Source organism: Vibrio sp. LaRot3, assembly GCF_027587025.1.
Lineage (GTDB): Bacteria > Pseudomonadota > Gammaproteobacteria > Enterobacterales > Vibrionaceae > Vibrio.
The window spans coordinates 113,884-136,889 of record NZ_JAPPTI010000001.1; the positions used below are offsets into that span (position 1 = coordinate 113,884).

General features: G+C 45.2%; 21 protein-coding genes. 2 read left to right on the forward strand and 19 right to left on the reverse strand.

The genetic code is table 11. The features are described from left to right. Positions 1 to 103: 103 nt before the first annotated feature. From lipA to leuS, 12 genes are all read right to left on the reverse strand, one after another. Positions 104 to 1,069 (reverse strand): lipoyl synthase, encoded by a 966-nt coding sequence (gene lipA, locus OH461_RS00560; protein WP_270018733.1) that lies wholly within the window; start codon positions 1,067 to 1,069, stop codon positions 104 to 106. A gap of 7 nt (positions 1,070 to 1,076) precedes the next feature. Beyond that, a complete protein-coding gene (gene lipB / locus OH461_RS00565) occupies positions 1,077 to 1,730 on the reverse strand; it encodes a lipoyl(octanoyl) transferase LipB (RefSeq protein WP_270018734.1) in 654 nt (217 codons plus the stop codon). Positions 1,731 to 1,908: 178 nt separating this feature from the next. Beyond that, entirely contained in the window at positions 1,909 to 2,187 is a 279-nt protein-coding gene (ybeD, locus tag OH461_RS00570; RefSeq protein WP_270018735.1) for a DUF493 family protein YbeD, read from the reverse strand. A 143-nt stretch (positions 2,188 to 2,330) separates the two neighbouring features. Next, the gene (locus tag OH461_RS00575; protein WP_270018736.1) at positions 2,331 to 3,509 is read right to left on the reverse strand and encodes a serine hydrolase; all 1,179 of its coding nucleotides are present in this window, start codon (positions 3,507 to 3,509) and stop codon (positions 2,331 to 2,333) included. Between the two features lie 92 nt (positions 3,510 to 3,601). Continuing rightward, complete coding sequence (locus OH461_RS00580; RefSeq protein WP_270018737.1) at positions 3,602 to 4,408, reverse strand: septal ring lytic transglycosylase RlpA family protein; 807 nt, start codon at positions 4,406 to 4,408, stop codon at positions 3,602 to 3,604. Continuing rightward, complete coding sequence (gene rodA, locus OH461_RS00585) at positions 4,408 to 5,529, reverse strand: rod shape-determining protein RodA (RefSeq protein ID WP_270018738.1); 1,122 nt, start codon at positions 5,527 to 5,529, stop codon at positions 4,408 to 4,410. Before rodA ends, OH461_RS00580 begins: the two co-directional genes overlap by 1 nt. Beyond that, the gene (gene mrdA, locus OH461_RS00590) at positions 5,529 to 7,412 is read right to left on the reverse strand and encodes a penicillin-binding protein 2 (RefSeq protein WP_270018739.1); all 1,884 of its coding nucleotides are present in this window, start codon (positions 7,410 to 7,412) and stop codon (positions 5,529 to 5,531) included. The genes rodA and mrdA overlap by 1 nt, the downstream gene beginning before the upstream one ends. Positions 7,413 to 7,418: 6 nt before the next feature. Beyond that, on the reverse strand, positions 7,419 to 7,889 hold the full coding sequence (gene rlmH, locus OH461_RS00595) for a 23S rRNA (pseudouridine(1915)-N(3))-methyltransferase RlmH (RefSeq protein WP_270018740.1): 471 nt from the start codon (positions 7,887 to 7,889) through the stop codon (positions 7,419 to 7,421). A 3-nt stretch (positions 7,890 to 7,892) separates the two neighbouring features. After that, the gene (gene rsfS / locus OH461_RS00600) at positions 7,893 to 8,210 is read right to left on the reverse strand and encodes a ribosome silencing factor (protein WP_270018741.1); all 318 of its coding nucleotides are present in this window, start codon (positions 8,208 to 8,210) and stop codon (positions 7,893 to 7,895) included. A 75-nt stretch (positions 8,211 to 8,285) separates the two neighbouring features. After that, on the reverse strand, positions 8,286 to 9,299 hold the full coding sequence (holA, locus tag OH461_RS00605; protein ID WP_270018742.1) for a DNA polymerase III subunit delta: 1,014 nt from the start codon (positions 9,297 to 9,299) through the stop codon (positions 8,286 to 8,288). 9 nt (positions 9,300 to 9,308) lie between these two features. Beyond that, complete coding sequence (locus OH461_RS00610) at positions 9,309 to 9,926, reverse strand: LPS-assembly lipoprotein LptE (RefSeq protein WP_270018743.1); 618 nt, start codon at positions 9,924 to 9,926, stop codon at positions 9,309 to 9,311. 151 nt (positions 9,927 to 10,077) lie between these two features. Further along, positions 10,078 to 12,651 carry a leucine--tRNA ligase gene (gene leuS, locus OH461_RS00615; protein WP_270018744.1) on the reverse strand — a complete coding sequence of 858 codons (2,574 nt, stop codon included), beginning with the start codon at positions 12,649 to 12,651 and terminating at the stop codon, positions 10,078 to 10,080. A 224-nt stretch (positions 12,652 to 12,875) separates the two neighbouring features. On the opposite strand from leuS, the gene OH461_RS00620 reads away from it, so the two are divergent. Next, positions 12,876 to 13,346, forward strand: a complete 471-nt coding sequence (locus tag OH461_RS00620; RefSeq protein ID WP_270018745.1) for a zinc ribbon-containing protein — start codon at positions 12,876 to 12,878, stop codon at positions 13,344 to 13,346. 31 nt (positions 13,347 to 13,377) lie between these two features. On the opposite strand, the gene lnt is transcribed toward OH461_RS00620, so the two are convergent. The 5 genes from lnt to miaB form a co-directional block, all read right to left on the reverse strand. Continuing rightward, complete coding sequence (lnt, locus tag OH461_RS00625) at positions 13,378 to 14,895, reverse strand: apolipoprotein N-acyltransferase (RefSeq protein ID WP_270018746.1); 1,518 nt, start codon at positions 14,893 to 14,895, stop codon at positions 13,378 to 13,380. Positions 14,896 to 14,925: 30 nt separating this feature from the next. Further along, complete coding sequence (corC, locus tag OH461_RS00630; protein WP_270018747.1) at positions 14,926 to 15,825, reverse strand: CNNM family magnesium/cobalt transport protein CorC; 900 nt, start codon at positions 15,823 to 15,825, stop codon at positions 14,926 to 14,928. Positions 15,826 to 15,946: 121 nt separating this feature from the next. Further along, positions 15,947 to 16,408 (reverse strand): rRNA maturation RNase YbeY, encoded by a 462-nt coding sequence (gene ybeY / locus OH461_RS00635; RefSeq protein ID WP_270018748.1) that lies wholly within the window; start codon positions 16,406 to 16,408, stop codon positions 15,947 to 15,949. Continuing rightward, positions 16,408 to 17,505: a PhoH family protein gene (locus OH461_RS00640; RefSeq protein ID WP_270018749.1), complete on the reverse strand. Its 1,098-nt coding sequence runs from the start codon at positions 17,503 to 17,505 to the stop codon at positions 16,408 to 16,410. The genes ybeY and OH461_RS00640 overlap by 1 nt, the downstream gene beginning before the upstream one ends. Positions 17,506 to 17,602: 97 nt before the next feature. After that, entirely contained in the window at positions 17,603 to 19,027 is a 1,425-nt protein-coding gene (gene miaB, locus OH461_RS00645; protein ID WP_270018750.1) for a tRNA (N6-isopentenyl adenosine(37)-C2)-methylthiotransferase MiaB, read from the reverse strand. Positions 19,028 to 19,296: 269 nt separating this feature from the next. Here miaB and OH461_RS00650 point away from each other — a divergent pair, with 269 nt between their 5' ends. Continuing rightward, on the forward strand, positions 19,297 to 20,448 hold the full coding sequence (locus OH461_RS00650; protein WP_270018751.1) for a 2-octaprenyl-3-methyl-6-methoxy-1,4-benzoquinol hydroxylase: 1,152 nt from the start codon (positions 19,297 to 19,299) through the stop codon (positions 20,446 to 20,448). Positions 20,449 to 20,510: 62 nt separating this feature from the next. On the opposite strand, the gene crr is transcribed toward OH461_RS00650, so the two are convergent. Continuing rightward, positions 20,511 to 21,020, reverse strand: a complete 510-nt coding sequence (crr, locus tag OH461_RS00655; protein WP_260259135.1) for a PTS glucose transporter subunit IIA — start codon at positions 21,018 to 21,020, stop codon at positions 20,511 to 20,513. A 213-nt stretch (positions 21,021 to 21,233) separates the two neighbouring features. Beyond that, positions 21,234 to 22,958, reverse strand: a complete 1,725-nt coding sequence (gene ptsI, locus OH461_RS00660) for a phosphoenolpyruvate-protein phosphotransferase PtsI (protein WP_270018752.1) — start codon at positions 22,956 to 22,958, stop codon at positions 21,234 to 21,236. Positions 22,959 to 23,006 lie beyond the last annotated feature (48 nt).

Consider the following 23,006-nt stretch of genomic DNA (forward strand, 5'->3'; position numbering starts at 1 on the left):
AATTTTAAGCCTAGAAGTGGCGATCTGCGGATTCAAGTTGACGATAAGAAAAAAGCCAGCGAGGTGCTGGCTTTATTGTTTAGTTCATGTTTTTTTGCAATTGTTAGCTAACTTCCACACCTTGTGCTTGCAGATCTGCGTGGTAAGAAGAACGTACAAATGGACCACAAGCGGCATGAGTAAAGCCAAGTTCTAAGGCTATCTCTTTAAGCTCATCAAACTCTGCTGGTGGCACGTAACGCTCAACAGGAAGGTGGTGACGGCTTGGCGCAAGGTATTGGCCAAGTGTCAGCATAGTGACGCCATGTTCACGAAGGTCTTTTAATACTTCAACGATCTCTTCTTTGGTTTCACCTAGGCCCATCATCACGCCAGATTTCGTTGGGATGTGTGGGTGCTGCTCTTTGAACTTCTTAAGTAAGTTTAGAGACCACTTGTAGTTTGCGCCCGGGCGAACCTTACGGTACAGGCGCGGTGCTGTTTCTAAGTTGTGGTTGAATACATCTGGCGGGTTGTCATGCATTAAATCAAGTGCAACATCCATACGACCACGGAAGTCTGGAACCAAAGTTTCGATCTTGATGTTTGGGTTTAGCTTACGGATTTCACGGTTACAGTCAGCGAAGTGCTGCGCACCGCCATCACGTAAGTCATCACGGTCAACTGAGGTGATTACGACGTATTTTAACTTCATGTCTTTGATGGTTTGGGCCAGCTTTTGTGGTTCACCTTCTTCAGGTGTCACTGGGCGACCATGGGCAACATCACAGAAAGGACAACGACGAGTACAGATAGCGCCTAGGATCATGAAAGTGGCCGTACCGTGGTTAAAACATTCGGCAAGGTTAGGGCATGAGGCTTCTTCACAAACGGAGTGCAGGTTGTTTTTACGCATTGCCGATTTGATGTCTTGAATGCGTTGGCTATCTGCTGGCAGCTTGATCTTCATCCAGTCCGGTTTACGCAAAACTTCTTTTTGCTCAACTGGCATATTCTTCACTGGGATCAGTGCCATTTTATCAGCGTCGCGATACTTGACGCCTTTTTCCATTTGGATTGGTTTACTCATGCTTCAATTACTTATAGTTTGGGACTTCTGTACTGACTTCTATATGTTGGTAATCCAACAAAGTCACGAGTTCTTGTAATAGTTGCTCAGCAACACTGTCTACGCTGTCTGGGCCGCCAAGTTGGCTAACTTGAGCCATTTCCATGCCTGCATAGCCACATGGGTTAATACGTAGGAAAGGCGCAAGATCCATATTGACGTTAAGTGCTAATCCATGGAATGAACACCCTTTACGAATGCGCAAACCCAATGAGCAAATCTTCTTACCGTCAACGTAAACTCCGGGCGCATCCGGCTTCGCTGCTGATTCTATATTGTAAGCCTTCAGTGTATTAATCACGAGATTCTCTATGTGAGTAACGAGATCTCGCACACCTAACTTTTTCCGGCGTAAGTTAATTAGGAAGTACACCACCATCTGACCGGGGCCATGGTAAGTGACTTGTCCTCCTCGATCACTTTGCACTACAGGTATATCACCGGTATTGATCAAGTGTTCTGCTTTTCCCGCTTGCCCTTGTGTAAAAACTGGGTTGTGTTCAACAAACCAAACCTCATCACAGGTGTCATCATTGCGCTGATCGGTAAAGGCATGCATTGCGCGCCAAATTGGCTCGTAATCTTGTCTGCCTAGATGCTTCACAACTAGCGGCTTTTGCATTGCAGAGTCCATGTATATTAATAAATTGATCGGATTATAAACTGCTTCTTAGCTTTGAACTATATGTTGGTAACAGTTTTTTAACCCTTGAAAAGATAAGAAAATCATATCTGTTTGATATATAACAAAAAAGCAGCCTAAGGCTGCTTTCAAAAATAATTTATTTTTTCAAATAAAATTATAGCACCATGCGGACGATGTCGATTTCACCAAGTTCTTTGTACAAAGTTTCTACTTGTTCAATAGAGGTTGCATTGATGGTTACTGACACTGAGTGGTAGTTACCTTTTGCGCTTGGCTTCACTGATGGACTGTAGTCACCTGGAGCATGGCGTTGGATAACTTCAAGTACCTTCTCTGGCAGTTCAGGCTTCGCGTAGCCCATGACCTTGTAAGTAAAAGAACAAGGGAACTCTAGCAGGTCTTTTAGTTTTGCATCTGAGTTGATAGTCAGCATTTTGATAACTCCAAGTTGGAATGTCGATTCGCAGCGCCGAATGTTACTGCCAATCCGATTTAATCTCAAGGTTGATGAAAATATGGTGACGTAAACAAAAAGCCGCCCGGAGGCGGCTTCGTGATATTTAGGTTAATGACCTATTAGAAGAAGCTCTTCACTAGCATTACGATGTAATCCCATAGGCGACTAAACAGGCTGCCTTCTTGTACGTCTTCTAGTGCTAGAAGTGGGTACTCAGCAATATCTTCACCTTCTAGTTGGTAGTATAGCTTACCAACTACGTCACCTTTACTAATTGGGGCTTCTAGTTCTTTTTCAAGTACGAAGCTCGCTTTTAGGTTTTTCGCTTGGCCACGAGGTAGTGTTACGTAGGTATCTTGGTCTAGACCCAAAGCAACTGTATCTTTGTCGCCCATCCACACTTTTTCTTCAACAAATGTTTCGCCAGCAGTATGAGGCGCTACCGTTTCGAAGAAGCGGAAGCCATAGCTGAGAAGTTTTTTGCTTTCTGATTTACGAGCATTAGCGTTTTTAGTACCCATCACTACGGCTACTAGGCGCATTTTACCTTCAGTTGCTGAGCTAACTAGGCTGTAACCTGCGTTGCTTGTATGGCCTGTTTTGATGCCATCAACGTTCATGCTTTTATCCCAAAGTAGACCGTTACGGTTGTATTGGGTGATGCCGTTGTAGGTAAATTTCTTTTCAGCGTAGATGCGGTATTCTTCTGGTACGTCACGGATTAGAGCACTACCTAGCAGCGCCATATCGTAAGGCGTTGAGTACAGAGCATCGTTGTCTAGGCCGTGAACGTTAGCAAAGTGGGTGTTATCCATACCAATGGTATCTGCCCATGCGTTCATTAGATCAACGAAAGCATCTTCTGAGCCTGCAATGTGTTCTGCCATTGCAACACAAGCATCATTACCTGATTGGATGATGATGCCGCGGTTGAGGTCTTTTACTTTGACCGTCGTGCCCACTTCTATGAACATTTTTGAAGAATCTGGGAAATTTTTTGCCCACGCATTCTTACTGATGGTTACGTCATCGTTTTCTTTAATATTGCCACGAGCAAGCTCTTGGCCGATAACGTAACTGGTCATCATTTTGGTCAAACTTGCAGGAGACAGTTTTGTATCCATCTCTTTTTGCGCCAGTACTTTACCTGAGTGGTAATCCATTAGCACAAAACCTTTCGCGGCAATTTGTGGTGCATCAGGCACAACAATAGGAGAAGCCATTGCAGAAGAAGCGAAAGTGGTTGAAAGCGCAATAGAAGACGCAAAAACGGTTTTGATTAACGATGTTTTTTTCATATTGACTACAGATTTATCTTGAACTGTCCATATCTTAACAGAAACCTAAACCCAAATCAGTCCGGGACTGTTGGCTTGATCGAGTTTGGTGACTATTTTTTCTTTACGAAGGCACTTGAGTAACCCAGAAGTTTAACTTGCTTTAGCATTTGTTGCGTCAGCGTATAGTCATCAAATGGGCCTAAAAATACGCGATGGGTCTCATCTTCAGAGAGCACAAAGCTGCCAACCGATAGCTTTTGACCGAGATCTTTCGCTAAAGTTTCCACTCTATCTTTGTGTTGTGAAGATGCAACCTGAATTTTGTAGTTGGGTAAGCCTTGCTGCTTGTGATCAGCGGTTGGCTTTTCTACGGTAATTACTTCAATTTCCACATTGGCAGTACCAGTGCGCACCACATCAAGTTTGGTTGCTGCCGCATAGCTTAAATCAATAATACGACCAGGATGGAATGGGCCACGGTCGTTCACGCGAACGATGGTCGTTTTGCCATTATCCGTATTGGTGACTTTAACATAGCTTGGTAACGGCAGTGTTTTGTGCGCGGCGGTCATGGAATACATGTCATAAATCTCACCATTAGAGGTAAGGTGACCATGGAATTTTTTTCCGTACCAAGAGGCTTGGCCTTTTTGGTTAAAGCCTTTGGCGTCTTTGATGATTTTATAGTCGCCACCTCTTAGTGAGTAATCTTTATTACCGCCTAAGCTATAGGGTTCGTATTGAGGGCGAGCATCTTCAATATGTTCGACAGAGATAGGCTTCTCAGGCGCAATATCATCTTTGAGCGAGTAACGACTTGTTGGTTGCTCTTCCTCACTCTTTTCAGGGGTAGATGAACAGCCAATCAGAATACCGCCGAGCAAAGCGATAGTGGTTAATTTGTACCAGTAGTTCATTAGTTTGCCTTAGAGAATGCTCGTCTATGTGTATGAATCGACATTAAAATACCAAAACCTGCCATTAGCGTAACCATGGATGTACCGCCGTAACTGATCAGTGGGAGAGGAACACCAACTACCGGTAGGATACCACTCACCATGCCAATGTTTACGAACACATAAACAAAGAAGCTAAGCACAATACTGCCTGCCATCATACGACCGAAGGCGGTTTGGGCTTTGCTGGCTAAGAAGAGACCTCGACCAATAATGAATAGGTAAATGCTCAGTAACGCAAGAATACCGATTAATCCCCACTCTTCAGCGATAACCGCAAAGATGAAGTCGGTGTGTCGCTCTGGCAAAAACTCTAATTGAGATTGAGTGCCTTGAAGCCAGCCTTTGCCGACTATACCGCCAGATCCAATCGCAATTTTACTCTGAATAATATGGTATCCAGCGCCTAAAGGGTCAGATTCAGGGTTGAACAATGTTCTCACTCGCACCTTTTGGTACTCACGCATTAAGAAGAACCACAAGATGGGTAAGAACGCGCCTAATGCCGCGGCAGCGGCGAAAATAATTCTCCAGCTGATGCCTGCTAAGAAGATAACAAAAATGCCTGATGCAGCGATGAGAATCGATGTACCTAAGTCGGGTTGCTTAGCGATTAAGATGGTAGGAACAAACACCATGACCAACGATGCGATTAATGTTTGGAACGTTGGTGGTAGTGCGCGTTTACCAATGTAGCGAGCAACCATAAGAGGTACCGCGAGCTTCAATAGTTCTGAGGGCTGAAAGCGAACAAAACCGAGATTTAACCAACGCTGAGCGCCTTTGGATGATTCACCAAAAAACAGCACCCCGAGTAACAACATGACACCAAGGAAGAACATCACTGGGGCAAGTGCTTCGTAGGTGCGTGGAGGTATTTGCGCTAAAAAGACCATTACACCTAGCGCTAAGGCCATACGCATTGCTTGGCGATCCATCATGGCGAGGCTTTGACCGCTCGCGCTATACATAACCACAAGGCCAAAGGCCATCAAAACTAAGATGCCTAGCAGGAGAGGCATATCAATATGGAAACGCTCGAACAGGGAGCGGTTTTGGCCGATTGTTTGGTCAAAGTCCATTATTTGTTTGCCTCATTCTCATTTAAAATTACATGGTCAAACACTTTGCGTACCACCGGAGCACCGTTGCTTGAACCACCACCAGCGTTTTCTAAAACGACAGTGACAATCAGCTCAGGATCTTCAATTGGTGCAAAGCCAGTAAATAGAGCGTGATCGCGTAGGTGCTCGGCGATTTCGTCTGCGTTGTATTCTTCGTTCTCACCCAGTCCAAAGACCTGCGCTGTACCTGATTTACCCGCACTCATATAAGGCGTTTTGTAGAATGAACGACGCGCCGTGCCTTTTTTACCATGGTTTACTAAGCGCATGCCTTCGATGGCAATATCCCAGTAGCGATCTTTTACCCCGGTAATAGGTGGGTAAGTTTCTACTTCTGATAATGTGCGATTAGAAAAAGCATCGCCATTTTCGATTGTGGCGCGCAGAAGGTGAGGGGCAATCACTTTACCGCGATTTACAACCACGGATGTGGCTTTTGCAATCTGCATGGGTGTTGCTGTCCAATAACCTTGCCCGATACCCACAGGGATAGTGTCACCTTGATACCATGGCGTGCGATGGCGTGCCATCTTCCAATCACGAGTTGGCATGTTGGCTTTGCTTTCTTCATGAATATCGATACCGGTGTAATCACCGAAACCAAACATCATCATCCATGTTGATATGCGGTCGATACCCATATCGTAGGCAATTTGATAATAGAAGGTATCCACGGATTCTTCGATTGACTTGATGATATCGACTTTACCGTGCCCCCAACGTAGCCAGTCACGGAATGGCTTGGTCTTAGAATTTGGGATCTTCCAATAACCGGGGTCATTACGTGTGGTATAAGGGGTAACCACTTCTTCTTGCAGTGCGGCGACCGCCATCATAGGTTTGATCGTTGATGCTGGTGGGTAAATACCTAGTGTCGCTCGGTTTACCAGTGGGCGGTTTTTATTGTTTAGCAGCGCGCTGTAAGCTTTGCTGGAGATACCATGAACAAAAGCATTAGGGTCGTAACTTGGGCTAGACACCATGGCTAAAACGCCATTGTCTTTTGGATCAAGTACCACAGCACTACCACGACGGCCTGCTAATAGTTCATGAATGTATGTTTGAAGCTGGATATCGAGGTTAAGAACGATATCTTTACCCGGTTTAGGTGGCACGTACTTCAAGACACGAATGATTCGGCCGCGGCTATTAACTTCAACTTCTTGGTAACCGGCGGTGCCATGCAGCATATCTTCGTAAAAGCGCTCTATGCCCAATTTACCGATATCACGAGTCGCTTGGTAGTTGGCGTCTTTTTCTTCACGAATTAGACGTTGCATGTCACGGTCATTGATACGAGAGACATAGCCGATGACGTGAGTTAGCACTTCGCCGTATGGGTAGTAGCGCTTGAGGCTTGCATTAACCGAAACGCCAGGAAACTTGTGTTGCTGAACAGAGAATTTAGCCACTTGCTCTTGGTTGAGTTGGCTAAGGATTGGCACAGACTTAAAGCGACGGGTACGACGGCGTTCTTTATTGAATCGCTCAACTTGGTCTGGAGTGATCTCTAGAATTTGCTGTAGTCCGGCGATAGTCGCGTCCATGTCTTTCACTTTTTCAGGCGTGATGTCTAAGCTAAAGACAGGGCGGTTTTCGGCTAATAGGTTACCGTTACGATCGTAAATTAATCCGCGGTTTGGCGCGATAGGTACGACTTTGATACGGTTATCGTTAGAACGCGTTTTGTAGTCTTGATATTGGTTGATTTGAATGTTGTATAGGTTGGCAACCAATAGCCCCATCATGACTACGATGCCAACAAAAGCAACAATAGCACGACTGCTAAACAGTCGCGCTTCTGCTTGGTAATCCCTTATCTGGGTACGCTTCCTCAACATGAATGCTTATTCTCGGTGATACGGATGGTTAGCCGTGATACTCCAAGCACGGTAAAGGCTTTCTGCCATTACAATACGTACTAAAGGGTGAGGTAATGTTAACGCAGAAAGTGACCAGCTTTGGTCCGCTGCGGCTTTACATGCTGGCGCTAAACCTTCAGGGCCGCCAATCAAAATAGAGACATCTCGACCGTCCAGCTTCCAGCTTTCTAGTTGCTCGGCCAGCTGTGGGGTATCCCACTTCTTACCCGGAATGTCTAGCGTAACAATTCGGTTGCCTTTTGGCACGGCAGCCAGCGTAGCTTCGCCTTCTTTTTGCAGAATTCTTGCAATATCAGCGTTTTTTCCGCGTTTGCCTGCTGCAATTTCAATCAGTTCTAGAGGCATGTCATGTGGGAAACGGCGTTTATATTCTTGAAAGCCTTCTTCAACCCACTTTGGCATTTTGGTGCCTACGGCAATTAGCTGCAGCTTCATTGCTTAGCTCCAAAGCTTTTCTAATTGGTAAAGCTCACGTTGCTCTTCTTGCATCACGTGCAGAATTGTTGTGCCCATATCCACTACAACCCATTCACCTTCGTCTTCGCCATCAACGGCTAAAGGAGTCATACCTGCAAGTTTAGCTTCACGTGCAACGTGGTCAGCGATAGATGCAACGTGACGTTTCGAAGTGCCAGTACAGATGATCATAAAATCGGTGATGCTTGATTTGCCTTTCACATCCAGAGTCTGGATTTTTTCGGCTTTCATGTCGTCTGCTTTGTCTATAAGAAAGTCATTCAGTTGTTGGTCTTGCAAGTTCTTTTCCTCATTGGCATGTTCTCATGCGCTGTCGGTAGTCTCTAAATTTGGCGCGCGAGTATAACACGCTTTTTATATTTGGAACTGAGGCAGACACATCTCTGCACTTAGTTGCTGTAACAATGGCCAGCTAGACTGATCATATTGAGTTTTACTTTGTACTTCTATTCGAGTTAGAAGTTGCAATAGCTGCTGCAATCTTGAAATGGATAAGCGTTGCATCGCGGCAGAGTAAAGTGGTCGTTTTGATTGCCAAATACGGTAACTATCAAATACCTGACCGATGCTACTGGTAGACGCTTGTTGCTGCATCTGCACTAACTGCATTAACTCTTTTTGGATGGTTCTCGCTAGGATAACCACTTCAGTGCCTTCTGCTTCTAACTGGCGTAGTACACGTTGAGCACGGTTTGCTTTTCCTGCAAGCAGGGCATCCGTCCAGTGAAAGGCAGTGAAATGGTTGTGGCGGCTTAAGGATTCCTCTAAGCGCACCATGGTCAATTGACCATCAGGGTAAAGCAGGACCAGCTTTTCTAAACTTTGAGTCAGTGCAAATAAGTTGCCTTCGTGCCATTGCGCTAACATTTGCACGGCTTCTGCATCAGGCTTTAAACCCAATTTGCGGCAGCGAGCTTGAACAAACTGCGGTAGGCGTTGAATGTCTGGCGATAAACAGTTAACCCAACATCCATTACTCGATAAAGTTTTGAACCACTTTGCACTTTCTTGCGCTTTGGTGAGTTTGCTACCAACGATAACCAGTAAAATGTCTGGGTGAAGCATATCAGCGACGTTTACTAGCTCTTTGGCTATTGCCGCATTGACGCCTGATTCTGGTAGCTCTAATTCAATGACTTGGCGTGCCGAGAAAAGACTGAGTGCTTGGCAGCAGTCGTACACTTGGTTCCAATCAAAACTGGCATCGATTGCGAATCGATGCCGTTCTTCAAAGCCTTGTGCGAATGCAGATTTTTGAATGGCTTGACGAGATTCTTGCAGTAGCAGAGGTTCGTTGCCAAACAATAAATAGATAGGATGCAGTTGCTTAGCTAGTTGCTCTGCTAGGCGATCAGCAAAAATTCGCATTGTCGCCTCTTACTGCTGAGTGCCGATGGCAGTTTCATCAGTGGCGGTTGTGCGAATATCGTATTGTTCGTTTTCTAATTTGACCTGCGCTTCATATCGCTCTTGCAGTGATTCACTTTCTTCTAAATCTGCTTTTAAGCGCGCCATTTGGCGGATAATTTGGCTCGCTGCCAGTTTGCGCATTTCATCTTCGATCATATCGCGTTCAACCGATTTTGCTAATGCGGTCAGCGGGTTATCTAAGTAGCTACGAGTAACACTGGTTGAGAATTGTTTTGACCCAATTTCAGGAATAGTGACTCGGTATGAAGCGTTCAGTGTTAATTCTTTTTCTGCTGCGCGGGTGTTTTGGTACAGCGAAAGTGTACGTTCACCAACACTCTCGCCCAACAGGTGAATATTAGGAATGCCTTCTGCTGGTGGTACAACTTTCACTTCACTCATGCGTAGTTGACCTTTCATCATACGCGTAAAGCTGCTGTATTGGTCATAACTGGTCAGAGATACAGTTTCAAGCTCTTCGGGGATAGAGTAATCACCACGTAAGTGGAAACCACAAGCAGATAAAAGACTCGCGGCTAAAACAACACTAGTCAATTTCAAAGTCGAAAGGGAAAATAGGCGCATTGACGTACGGCTCTCTGTTAATTGGGTTACTTATCTTAAACCACTTATTGAAAAATGGTTTGAGATAAATAAAGCAGGGTAATGCGCTAGTTTATTGGACTAGGCTACCCTGCTTAAGACTTATTTATCTGCGATTAGTTCGCACATGTTCTTAGTTTGCAACAATATTCAGTAGTTTACCTGGTACGTAAATTACTTTGCGAATCGTTTTATCTTCTGTGAACTTAGTTACGTTCTCATCGTTTAGACCTAGCTGCTCGATATCTTCCTTGGAAATATCTGCAGGTACAGTCAGTTTCGCACGTAGCTTGCCGTTAACCTGAACGATGATTAGCTTCTCGTCTTCAACCAGTGCTTTTTCATCGTGAGTTGGCCATACAGCATTGTCGATGTCGGTTTCACCAAGACCCGCCCACATTTCGTAAGAGATGTGTGGAGTGATTGGGTAAAGCATTGCAACAACCGCTTTCAGTGCTTCATCAAGGATTGCACGATCTTGCGCCGATTCTTGAGGTGCTTTCGCTAGCTTGTTCATCAGTTCCATGATTGCAGCGATAGCCGTGTTGAACGTTTGACGACGAGCGATATCGTCAGTCACTTTCGCGATTGTCTTGTGAACGTCACGGCGAAGTGCTTTTTGGTCGCTAGACAGTGCAGATGCATCTACAGCTTCTGCTGCGCCCTTTGATGCGTGCTCGTTTACTAGTTTCCAAACACGTTTTAGGAAGCGGTTAGCGCCTTCAACGCCAGACTCTTGCCACTCAAGTGTCATGTCTGCAGGTGATGCGAACATCATGAATAGACGAACCGTGTCAGCACCGTACTTGTCTACCATCTCTTGTGGGTCGATACCGTTGTTCTTCGACTTAGACATCTTAATCATGCCTGAGTGTGTTACGTCGCGGCCTTCGTTGTCTTTAGCTGAAGTGATGCGGCCTTTGCCGTCACGCTCTACAGCAACGTCAGTTGGAGCAACCCACTCTTTACCGCCTTTGTCGTTCTCGAAGTAGAACGCATCCGCTAGTACCATGCCTTGACATAGTAGCTGCTTGAATGGCTCGTCAGACGTTACGTAACCAGCGTCACGCAGTAGTTTGTGGAAGAAGCGAGAGTACAGTAGGTGCATACAAGCGTGCTCGATACCACCGATGTACTGGTCTACTGGTAGCCAGTAGTTTGCTTTTTCTGGGTCTAGGATGTCGTCAGCTTGTGGTGAACAGTAACGTGCGTAGTACCAAGAAGATTCCATGAACGTATCGAACGTGTCAGTCTCACGTAGAGCTGGTTCGCCGTTAAATGTTGTCTTAGCCCACTCTTTATCTGCTTTGATTGGGCTAGTTACGCCGTCCATGACCACGTCTTCTGGAAGAATTACTGGTAGTTGGTCAGCTGGTACTGGGTGAACTTCACCGTCTTCAGTGGTAACCATTGGGATTGGAGCGCCCCAGTAGCGTTGACGAGATACACCCCAGTCACGTAGACGGAAGTTTACAGTCTTAGTGCCTTTGCCTTCTGCTTCTAGCTTGGCTGCGATAGCATCGAATGCACCTTGGAAATCAAGACCGTCGAACTCACCTGAATCGAACAGTACGCCTTTCTCAGTGTAAGCTTCTTCAGAGATGTTTAGCTCGCTGTCATCAGCTGGCTTGATTACAGGGATGATGTCTAGACCGTACTTAGTTGCGAACTCGTAGTCACGTTGATCGTGTGCAGGTACTGCCATAACAGCGCCTGTACCGTAGTCCATCAGTACGAAGTTAGCCACGTAAACTGGCACTTCACGACCGTTCAATGGGTGAATAGCAGTAAGGCCAGTCGCCATACCTTTCTTCTCCATTATTGCAAGCTCAGCTTCTGCTACTTTATTGTTCTTACACTCGTCGATGAACGCTGCAAGCTCAGGGTTGTTCTCTGCTGCTACTGCTGCAAGAGGGTGACCTGCTGCGATGCCTACGTAAGTCACACCCATTAGTGTGTCTGGACGTGTTGTGTAAACTTCTAGATCTTGTTGACCCTTAACTTCAAACTTAAGCTCAACACCCTCAGAGCGGCCGATCCAGTTGCGCTGCATGGTCTTAACCATTTCAGGCCAGCCATCTAGGTTATCTAGATCGTCGAGTAGCTCTTGAGCGTATTCAGTGATCTTGATGAACCACTGTGGGATCTCTTTTTGCTCTACAGGCGTGTCACAACGCCAGCAGCAGCCATCTTCAACCTGCTCGTTAGCAAGTACCGTTTGGTCGTTTGGACACCAGTTAACTGATGAAGTCTTTTTGTAAACTAAGCCCTTGTTGTAAAGCTTAGTGAAGAACTCTTGCTCCCAACGGTAGTACTCAGGTGTACAAGTTGCGAATTCACGGTTCCAGTCGTAACCAAAGCCTAGAAGCTTAAGCTGGTTCTTCATGTACTCGATGTTTTCGTAAGTCCATGGTGCAGGCGCTGTGTTGTTCTTAACAGCCGCGTTTTCTGCTGGAAGACCGAATGCATCCCAACCGATTGGTTGCATTACGTTTTTGCCTTGTAGGCGTTGGAAACGAGATACCACATCACCGATGGTGTAGTTACGCACGTGACCCATGTGCAGTCGACCACTTGGGTACGGGAACATTGATAGACAGTAGAATTTTTCTTTATTTGGGTCTTCACTTACAACAAAGGTCTTGTTGTTGTCCCAGTGCTGTTGAACCTTCTGTTCAATATCTTGCGGGTTATATTGCTCTTGCATCGATGATATCCGGTTATCTTGGAAAATGTGAGTTCAGTTAGAACAGACAATAATTGATCGTCATAGAATACCTAAAGGAGCGAACTACAACAACAGTTATACCCGTCATACTTGAAGTTGCAGGGGAGATGGCTTGGTAAATCACTCCGCTTATCAGCCAGTACCCAGCTGAAACCCGTAAAATTAGGGGAAACTTGTTCTATAGTGTTGGAAGGAGGTCTGCCATGCCAAAACGCAAATCCGGTTATGAAGAAATGTTTGATGACGTGCTAGAGGCTCTCAAGCATAGTCCTGAAGAAGTCAGCCATGTGCTAGAAACATCCGGTAAAGTGGTTGATGCCGCAAATGATATGACCAAAGACGAATTGTCACTGATTTCAGCTTATATGAAGTCTGACTTAAAGGAGTTCGCTGACAATTATGAAGCCTCGAAAAGTGGCCCGTTTTACTTGATGATTACCGATTCTATTTGGCAAGGGATGCTGGAGATCACCGACAGAACCAAAGTGGAATGGGCTGAACTGTTTGCTGACTTAGAGCATCAAGGGCTCTATCAAGCTGGAGAGGTGATTGGTTTAGGGGTCTTAGTGTGTGACCACTGTAATCATCAGACGGAATACAATCACCCGACAGTCATCATTCCATGTGTACAATGCGGCACTACTGCCTTTTCACGCAAAGCATTACGTCCTTAGAATGAGAAAAGGGCTCTAAGAGCCCTTTCAATTATTTGCTGCGCTTTCTTCTTATGAGTACAAAAAGAAAACAAACCATTACCCATGCATACAGTGGCCAGCTACCTACCTTGTGATACGGAGTTTGACCATCGGTCGACACGACATCAGTTTTTAGAACTTGCTGTTCAAATTGAGGGATTTTCGCAGTAATCTCGCCGCGATAGTCCGTAACAGCAGTAACACCATTGTTGGTTGAGCGAATGACTGGTTTACCAAACTCTAATGCTCGCATACGGGCGATTTCCATATGCTGTAAAGGTCCAATTGAATTCCCAAACCAAGCATCATTAGAAAGAGTCAAGATGAAGTCTGTATCGTCATTGATGTTTTGACGAACCTGCTCACTGAAGATAATTTCGTAGCAAAGTGCGGGAGCTAACTGCTTGCCATTCGCGTCAATATTATTTTGCACAAAGTCGCCACGCGAGAATGAAGACATTGGCAAATTGAATAGAGGCGCAATCGGGCGCAGGATAGATTCAAACGGCACAAATTCACCAAACGGTAGCAAGTGATGTTTGTGGTAACGTTGTTCTAAGTCGTAGCTGTATTCGCCATAAGCATTTTGCCCTAGCGAAAGAATACTATTGTAGAACTGACGGTCTTCACCTTGGTTCACTACACCGGTAATGATTGCACTATCGTTGCCACTGGCGAGACTGTCTAAGTTGGATAAGAAAGACGTTATCTCGAACTCAAAAGCTGGAATAGCGGCTTCAGGCCAAATGATAATATCAGCATCCCAGTTACGACGGCTAAGATCAACATACTTCATGATCGTCGGCCAGCGCTCGCTTGGTACCCATTTTAACGCTTGGTCAACGTTCCCTTGAATCAATGCAACTTTGGTGGTGCTGGTTGGGTTTGGCGTGACCCAACTGATACCGCGTAAACCAAAACCGGTGGCAAAAATAACCGCAGGAATGACTAGAATTGACCACTGCTTATTTAAAGCCGCATAAACAATGGCGCTGGCACTTATGACGACAAACAGAGTGATAAGCTCGACACCACCCAAAGGCGCAAAGCTTGCTAATGGAGACTCTATTTGGCCATAACCCATCCATAGCCATGGGAAGCCAGTCATTACCCAACCGCGTAACCAATCACAGACCAACCATAATGCGGGAGCGGCAAGTAAGTAGCGGGTACGGTCATTGTTAGGTGCAAAGCGGTTTAGTAACCCAGTAAATAGCGCTGAATAAATGGCAAGGTAGCCAACCAACAGAGCCATTAGTAACAGGCTAGCTAGTTTAGGCATACCACCGAAGTTATCGATGCTGACATGAACCCAGCTAATACCCGTGGCAAATTGACCAATACCCCATGCATAACCAATCCACATTGCGCGCTTGGCGGTTTGACCGTGAATGAGCCAAAGGAGTAGGGCAACACTAATAATGGCGATAGGCCAAAGCTGGTAAGGGGCAAAAGATAAGGTGGTAAGAGCGCCAACAAAAGCGGCCCCTATGGGCCGCTTTAGGCGATGAACTAGAGTACTAATCATCGTTATTATCTATTGTGGAAAAGTGAATGATCACTCTTCTAGTGGCTGAGGTAATGGTTCTTCATCTGGAACCGTTACTTGAAGCTGAACCACACGGCGGTTGTCAGCGGCAGTTACCTTGAAACTGTAGTGATCAATTTCAACGATTTCACCACGGGTTGGTAAGTGCCCAAATGTGGTCATTACCAAGCCGCCTACTGTGTCTACTTCTTCATCGCTGAACGAAGTACCGAAGGTTTCGTTAAACTCTTCAATCGTGGTTAATGCTTTTACAGCATAAGTGTGTTTTGAGAGTTTACGGATATCCAGCTCTTCCTCGTCATCGAATTCATCTTCGATATCACCGACGATCTCCTCAAGGATATCTTCGATGGTGACAAGGCCAGAAACACCGCCAAATTCGTCTACCACAATAGCCATGTGGTAGCGTTCTTCACGGAATTCTTTAAGCAGTCTATCGACACGTTTGCTTTCAGGTACAACAACTGCTGGACGAATCACTTGTTCGATATCGAACTCAGCGCTGCCTGAACCTAAGTATTTGAGTAAGTCCTTCGCTAATAGAATGCCTTCCACATGGTCTTTATCTTCGCTGATCACAGGGTAGCGAGAGTGTTGAGCGTCTGTGATGAGTGCAACGAGTGCATCTAAATCATCGGTGCGTTCAACAGTAACCATTTGCGAGCGTGGGATCATGATGTCACGCACTCGCATTTCGGCGATTTCCATTACACCTTCAAGCATGTCTCGGGTGTCATGGTCAATCAGGTCGTTTTCCTCTGAGTCGCGAAATACTTCGACAAGCTCTTGGCGATCTTTTGGTTCACCTTGGAATAGTTGACCTAAGCGTTCAAAGAAGGACTTTCTACTCGGACCTTCAGATTTTTCTTTCTTACCTTCTAGAGAAGAGGGCGAATTGTCTTCGTTCATTGTTTCTCAAATTCGTTGTGCTATCAGATGTGTGATAGCGCACATTGAAAGATAAAGCGTAAACAAGACAGTGCTTTACCTTCCACGAGCGAGTAACACTAAGGTTACTCTATTGTGCAATCTACTTTTCAGAGATGTATGGGTCTTCAAACCCCATAGATTGCATAATTTCTGTTTCGAGGGACTCCATCTCTTCGGCTTCGTCATCCTCGATATGATCATAACCTAGCAGATGCAAGCTGCCATGTACAATCATATGAGCCCAGTGAGCAGAAAGTGGTTTTTCTTGCTCAATGGCTTCTTGTTCAACGACTTGGCGGCATACGATAAGGTCGCCAAGTAAATCCATTTCAATGCCTGGAGGCGCTTCAAATGGGAAAGAAAGCACATTAGTTGGCTTATCCTTACCACGGTACTCCAAGTTAAGCTGATGGCTTTCCTGTTCATCAACAATGCGCACTGTCACTTCAGCTTGTGGCTGAAATTGTGAAACAGTTTTGCTTAACCACAGATGAATATCTTCAAAACTTGGCAGGCCATCTTCTTGTTCGACCGCCAATTGAAGATCCAGTTCAATTGCCATTATTGCTTATTCTCCTGCACTGACGGAGTCAGTTCTGCTTTTTGTGCTTCAAGTAGCTTTGCTTCGCGTTCTTCACGGCGACGCTTTTCAAACTCTTTGCGCTCTTTTTGGTCTTGTGCTTCCCATTTCTCATAAGCATTGACGATGCGTGCAACCACTGGGTGGCGAACCACATCATCAGCTTGGAAGAAGTTAAAGCTGATGTCATCAACCTCATTTAGCACTTCAATTGCATGGCGTAGACCCGATTTTGCGCCTCGAGGTAAGTCAATCTGTGTGACATCACCTGTGATAACAGCGCGCGAGTTGAAGCCGATACGAGTCAAGAACATCTTCATCTGTTCTACAGTGGTGTTCTGACTTTCATCAAGAATGATGAAGGCATCGTTAAGCGTTCGGCCACGCATGTACGCCAAAGGTGCGACTTCGATAACGTTACGCTCAATCAGCTTCTCTACCCGTTCAAAACCCAACATTTCGAATAAGGCATCGTAAAGAGGGCGGAGGTAAGGGTCGACTTTTTGGCTCAAATCACCCGGTAAGAAACCGAGCTTTTCACCTGCTTCAACCGCAGGGCGAGTCAAAAGAATACGACGAATCTCTTGGCGCTCTAACGCATCGACTGCCGCAGCTACGGCAAGGTAGGTTTTACCTGTACCAGCAGGGCCAATACCAAAGCTAATATCGTGCGTGACCATGTTAACCAAGTATTGAGCTTGATTTGGTGTACGCGGCTTGATGATGCCTTTTTTGGTTTTTACGAACACTTCTTTACCGTGTTCGATATTCGACTCAACACTTTGCTCTAGTACCCCGGTTTCTTTGATCGCTAGGTGGATCTCTTCCGGTTCAATATCAGGGATATTGCCGCGCACGGGAGCAGTGCTCACGTAAAGAGTTTTGATGATTTCTAACGCAGCCGCTGAGGTGTGTGGTTTACCCACAATCGTAAAGAAATTGCCTCGGTAGCTGATCTCAACGCCTAAACGACGTTCTAAGTGTTTGATGTTGTCATCGAAAGGACCGCATAGACTGGCTAGTCGACGGTTGTCAGAAGGTTCTAGATTGATTTCTAGGGTTACAATTTTATTGCTCAAAGTTGCCTCTCATTTGTGGAAGTCCGATTTAGACCGGACTTCCAATGATCTTATTTACCTCTGTCTAAGATGGATACTTAGCAGGGTAATTTCAAGCTTAAGGCGTAAAGGTTGCTACACCTAGCTCATCTTCACGCTTGGTACGCGCCATCATTTGAGTTGGAGAAATGATAGTACGTAGATCCATATCTTTTTCTGTACGAACCAGTTCGCCACGTAGTGAGTTAGCAAATACGTCTGTGATTTTAACATCAACAAATTGACCGATTAGGTCAGCACTACCTTCAAAGTTAACCACGCGGTTATTCTCTGTACGTGCGCGAAGCTCCATTAGATTCTTTTTAGATGGACCTTCAACTAATACACGTTGCTCTGTACCTAACATTAAGCGAGAGTAGCGCATTGCTTGTGCGTTGACGGTTTGTTGCAACTCGTACAGACGTTCTTTCTTGGTTTCTTCTGATAGATCACAAGGGTAATCTGCTGCTGGTGTTCCTGGGCGAGCAGAGAAGATAAAGCTAAAGCTCATATCGAAATCAACGGCTTTGATTAGCTTCATCGTATCTTGGAAATCTTTATCGGTTTCACCAGGGAACGCAACGATGAAGTCAGAACTGATTTGAATGTCAGGACGCGCTTTACGCAGTTTACGAATAATTGATTTGTATTCGATTGCTGTGTGAGGGCGCTTCATCATAGTTAGAATACGGTCGCTACCACTTTGTACTGGTAAGTGCAGGAAGCTCACTAGCTCTGGCGTATCTTCGTATACTGCGATGATGTCGTCAGTAAACTCAAGTGGGTGGCTGGTTGTAAAGCGGATACGATCGATACCATCAATTGACGCAACAAGGCGAAGCAATTCTGCAAACGAGCAGATATCACCATCATGCATTGGGCCGCGGTAAGCGTTAACGTTTTGGCCTAGTAGGTTAACTTCACGTACACCTTGTTCAGCAAGCTGAGCAATTTCGAATAGTACGTCATCCATAGGACGGCTTACTTCTTCACCACGAGTGTAAGGTACTACACAGTAAGTACAGTATTTAGAGCAGCCTTCCATGATAGAAACGAACGCAGTTGCACCTTCAGCGCGTGGCTCTGGCAGGCTGTCGAATTTTTCAATTTCAGGGAATGAAATATCCATCACCGGTGCAGAATCGCTTTGAGATTGGCGAATCATCTCTGGTAGGCGGTGAAGAGTTTGTGGGCCAAAGATAACGTCAACAAACGGTGCACGCTCACGAATGTGGTCGCCTTCTTGAGTAGCTACACAGCCACCTACACCGATTACCACACCGTCTTTTTTGTCTTTCAGTGTTTTCCAACGGCCAAGCTGGTGGAACACTTTCTCTTGTGCTTTTTCACGAATCGAACAGGTATTTAAAAGAAGAACATCTGCTTCATCAGGATCCTCTGTTAGCTCATAGCCATTTGCAGCGTTAAGCAGGTCGGCCATTTTTGATGAATCGTATTCGTTCATCTGGCAACCCCAAGTTTTAATTAGCAGTTTCTTACTCATCTCACTTTCGCTCGTGTTAATTCTTAAAAAGATTGAACTAATAATTTTGGATTCTATTACGTTTAGCTCAAATTATAGCCGCCATCTCGGCGGTAAGCGGCGTATTGTACTGCTTTAAAAAGCAACTGACTAGTGTTGTTACACAATCAGCCAAGGCCTGAATTTACAAGGGGTTTGCCCGTAACTGTACTAAGGTTTTTCGTTACATTTTGGTGATCAATACGTACAATAAAAATCCGCTCATAAATCAAGATGATGAAGTGCAAAATATGAACAAGTTCGATATTGCAGTTATTGGTGGCGGCATGGTTGGTGCTGCTGTAGCGCTCGGCTTTGCCAAACAGGGTCGACAAGTCGTATTGGTTGAAGGCCATGAGCCAAAGGCATTCTCTAAAGAACAACCAATGGATATCCGTGTTTCGGCTATTTCTCACCATTCGGTCGCTGTGTTAGAGCAGTTAGGGGCATGGCAGGCCATTAAAGCGATGCGAGTGTGTCCATATCGCCGCTTGGAAACATGGGAGCACCCTGAATGTCGAACTCGCTTTCATAGTGATGAGCTAAAGCTCGATCAACTGGGCTTCATTATCGAAAATCGCCTGATTCAATTGGGCTTATGGCAGCAGTTTGAGCTCTGCGATAACCTCACACTTCGTTGCCCGGATTCTTTAGAGAGTATTGAATTTGGGCGCAGTAACATCATTAAGTTAGCGTCAGGAGAAAGCTTAGCTGCTGATTGGGTTGTCGGTGCAGATGGTGCGAACTCTCAAGTTCGTCAGCAGGCAGGTATTGGTATTACTGCTTGGGATTATCGCCAGCACTGTATGTTGATCAACGTTAAAACGGAACTGCCACAACAAGACATTACTTGGCAGCAGTTTAATCCAACTGGGCCTCGTTCATTTTTACCTCTATGTGGTAATCAAGGTTCATTGGTTTGGTATGATTCGCCAAAGCGTATTAAGCAACTTTGCAACATGAGCCACAGTCAACTTCGAGAGGAAATCTTGGCTCATTTCCCAGCCGAATTGGGTGATATTGAAGTGCTACAGTTTGGTTCTTTTCCGCTGACTCGTCGTCACGCTCAAGAGTATGTGAAGAATCGCTGTATTTTGGTTGGAGATTCAGCTCATACAATCAACCCGTTGGCAGGTCAGGGAGTGAATCTTGGCTTTAAAGATGTCGAGGTATTGCTTGATGTTTGTCAGCAAGAAGATGAGTTGAGTGAGCAGGTGCTGCGTCGTTATTATCTAAGGCGTCGTCCTGATAATCTACTGATGCAATCTGGGATGGATGTGTTTTATAAAGGCTTTAGTAATGATGTGGCGCCGTTAAAGCTAGTGCGTAATGCTGTATTAAAATTGGCGAATAAAACGGGGCCAATTAAGAATCAAGTGTTGAAGTATGCTTTAGGTTTATAGAGAACCTAGAAAACAAAAAACGCTGCTCAAGGGCAGCGTTTTTTCGTTTGGCTAAGTAGAAATTACTTAGTTACACGTAGAACTGAAGTTTCGCCAACAGTTACAGAACCAGAAAGCTTGTTTAGCTCTTTGATTTCGTCCATGTTAGAGATAACAACTGGAGTTAGAGTAGATTTCGCTTTCTCTTCTAGAAGAGCTAGATCGAACTCAATGATAGTGTCGCCAGCTTTAACAGTTTGACCTTCTTCAGCGATACGCTTGAAGCCTTCGCCTTTTAGTTCAACTGTGTCGATACCGAAGTGAACGAACAGTTCAACGCCATCGTCAGACTCGATAGAGAATGCGTGGTTAGTTTCGAAGATCTTACCGATAGTACCGTTTACAGGAGCTACCATCTTGTCACCCGCAGGTTTGATAGCAATACCGTCACCAACGATTTTCTCTGCGAATACTACATCTGGCACATCTTCGATGTTTACGATTTCGCCTGATAGAGGTGCGATGATTTCGATTGCACCAGCGTCAGCGCTATCGTCAGATACTAGCTTCTTAAGTTTATCAAACAGACCCATTGTGTCATGCTCCTAACGTTTAGTTTTATTCTTTCGCAATATAGTATACCAATCTGGTGGAATAGACGAACATTTTTAGCCATCTATCCTTTTGTTTTAACAATTGCAGCCTGCTTAGTTAAGCAATCTAAATTCATAAATAATGATTAAGAATTAGGCTGCTAGCCCACAGCTGCAATGTATTTAAGTTAAAACTTGATCAGTACTTGCAAATTATTGAGTTTTCTCAGCGATGAACTTCTCAACAACAGCTTCAATCTCAGCAGCCGTTGGTAGAGAAAGTGCTTCTTCAGCCATTGCTTTAACTTCAGCGAAGTTAGAGTTACGGATTACTTTCTTCACTTTAGGGATAGAGATACCGCTCATTGAGAACTCATCTAGCCCCATACCTAGTAGAAGTAGTGTTGCACGCTCGTCGCCTGCTAGCTCGCCACACATACCAGTCCACTTACCTTCAGCGTGAGACGCATCGATAACCTGCTTGATTACTGTAAGTACAGCAGGTGATAGTGGGTTGTATAGGTGAGAAATCATTTCGTTACCACGGTCAACAGCTAGTGTGTACTGAGTTAAGTCGTTAGTACCGATAGAGAAGAATGACACTTCTTTCGCTAGGTGATGCGCGATAGCTGCAGCTGCTGGTGTTTCAACCATAACACCGATTTCGATGTTTTCGTCGAACGCGTGACCTTCAGCGCGTAGCTCTGCTTTGTACTCTTCGATTGCTTTCTTAAGCTCACGGATTTCTTCAACAGAGATGATCATTGGGAACATGATACGTAGTTTACCGTGTGCTGATGCACGTAGGATACCGCGTAGCTGGTCACGGAGGATTTCGCGACGGTCTAAGCTGATACGTACTGCGCGCCAGCCTAGGAATGGGTTCATCTCTTTTGGAAGATCCATGTATGGTAGATCTTTGTCACCACCGATATCCATAGTACGGATAATCGTTGGTTCACCGTGCATTGCTTCTGCAACTTCTTTGTACGCTTGGTACTGCTCGTCTTCAGTAGGAAGAGCGTCACGGTCCATAAATAGAAATTCAGTACGGTACAGACCAACGCCTTCACCGCCGTTGCGGATGATGCCGTCACAGTCTTTAACAGTACCGATGTTACCGCATACTTCTACGCGGTGACCGTCAGTAGTTTCTGCTGGTAGGTCTTTTAGCTTAGCTAGCTCTTCTTTTTCAGCAATGAAAGCGGCTTTCACTGCTTTTGCTTCTGCTAGCTCTTCCTCTGATGGGTTGATAACAATCTTGTTGTTCATCGCATCAAGGATAAGCATGTCGCCGTTCTTCACTTTCTTAGTGATGTCGTTAGTACCAACGATTGCTGGTAGCTCAAGAGAACGTGCCATGATTGAAGTGTGAGAAGTACGACCGCCGATGTCACAAGCAAAACCAAGAACGTAGTCTAGGTTGATTTGTGCAGTTTCAGATGGCGTTAGGTCGTAAGCAACTAGGATAACTTCTTGGTCGATATCGCTTAGAGAAACGATGTTGATGCCTAGTGCGTTTTTAACGAAGCGAGTACCGATGTCGCGGATATCAGTCGCGCGCTCTTTTAGGTATTCGTCGTCTAGAGATTCTAGCGCAGATGCTTGCTCTTCGATAACCGTGTGGATAGCGTTATCAGCGTGCATCTTGTCGTTCTTGATCAGTGCTAGGATTTCTTCTTCTAGCTCTTCGTCTTCAAGAAGCATGATGTGACCTTCAAAGATCGCTTCTTTTTCTTCGCCGAAGGTTTCAAGTGCTTTTTGCTTGATAGTCTCAAGCTGTGCTGAAGATTTGTTACGAGCGTCGAAGAAACGCTGAACTTCTGCTTCTACTTGATCGTCTGAGATAGTGTTTGTATTTAGGACAATTTCATCTTCTTGAAGTAGTAGTGCTTTACCAATAGCAATACCAGGAGATGCTAGGATGCCTGAAATCATAGCCTTACCTTAAATTGGTCAACTTTAAACTGGAAAAATAATGGGTGC

Excerpts from the sequence above, each read along its gene's own strand:
- lipA (WP_270018733.1), bottom strand. The coding sequence starts at position 1,069 with ATGAGTAAACCAATCCAAATGGAAAAAGGCGTCAAGTATCGCGACGCT.
- lipB (WP_270018734.1), bottom strand. The coding sequence starts at position 1,730 with ATGCAAAAGCCGCTAGTTGTGAAGCATCTAGGCAGACAAGATTACGAG.
- ybeD (WP_270018735.1), bottom strand. The coding sequence starts at position 2,187 with ATGCTGACTATCAACTCAGATGCAAAACTAAAAGACCTGCTAGAGTTC.
- OH461_RS00575 (WP_270018736.1), bottom strand. The coding sequence starts at position 3,509 with ATGAAAAAAACATCGTTAATCAAAACCGTTTTTGCGTCTTCTATTGCG.
- OH461_RS00580 (WP_270018737.1), bottom strand. The coding sequence starts at position 4,408 with ATGAACTACTGGTACAAATTAACCACTATCGCTTTGCTCGGCGGTATT.
- rodA (WP_270018738.1), bottom strand. The coding sequence starts at position 5,529 with ATGGACTTTGACCAAACAATCGGCCAAAACCGCTCCCTGTTCGAGCGT.
- mrdA (WP_270018739.1), bottom strand. The coding sequence starts at position 7,412 with ATGTTGAGGAAGCGTACCCAGATAAGGGATTACCAAGCAGAAGCGCGA.
- rlmH (WP_270018740.1), bottom strand. The coding sequence starts at position 7,889 with ATGAAGCTGCAGCTAATTGCCGTAGGCACCAAAATGCCAAAGTGGGTT.
- holA (WP_270018742.1), bottom strand. The coding sequence starts at position 9,299 with ATGCGAATTTTTGCTGATCGCCTAGCAGAGCAACTAGCTAAGCAACTG.
- OH461_RS00610 (WP_270018743.1), bottom strand. The coding sequence starts at position 9,926 with ATGCGCCTATTTTCCCTTTCGACTTTGAAATTGACTAGTGTTGTTTTA.
- leuS (WP_270018744.1), bottom strand. The coding sequence starts at position 12,651 with ATGCAAGAGCAATATAACCCGCAAGATATTGAACAGAAGGTTCAACAG.
- OH461_RS00620 (WP_270018745.1), top strand. The coding sequence starts at position 12,876 with ATGCCAAAACGCAAATCCGGTTATGAAGAAATGTTTGATGACGTGCTA.
- lnt (WP_270018746.1), bottom strand. The coding sequence starts at position 14,895 with ATGATTAGTACTCTAGTTCATCGCCTAAAGCGGCCCATAGGGGCCGCT.
- corC (WP_270018747.1), bottom strand. The coding sequence starts at position 15,825 with ATGAACGAAGACAATTCGCCCTCTTCTCTAGAAGGTAAGAAAGAAAAA.
- ybeY (WP_270018748.1), bottom strand. The coding sequence starts at position 16,408 with ATGGCAATTGAACTGGATCTTCAATTGGCGGTCGAACAAGAAGATGGC.
- miaB (WP_270018750.1), bottom strand. The coding sequence starts at position 19,027 with ATGAGTAAGAAACTGCTAATTAAAACTTGGGGTTGCCAGATGAACGAA.
- OH461_RS00650 (WP_270018751.1), top strand. The coding sequence starts at position 19,297 with ATGAACAAGTTCGATATTGCAGTTATTGGTGGCGGCATGGTTGGTGCT.
- crr (WP_260259135.1), bottom strand. The coding sequence starts at position 21,020 with ATGGGTCTGTTTGATAAACTTAAGAAGCTAGTATCTGACGATAGCGCT.
- ptsI (WP_270018752.1), bottom strand. The coding sequence starts at position 22,958 with ATGATTTCAGGCATCCTAGCATCTCCTGGTATTGCTATTGGTAAAGCA.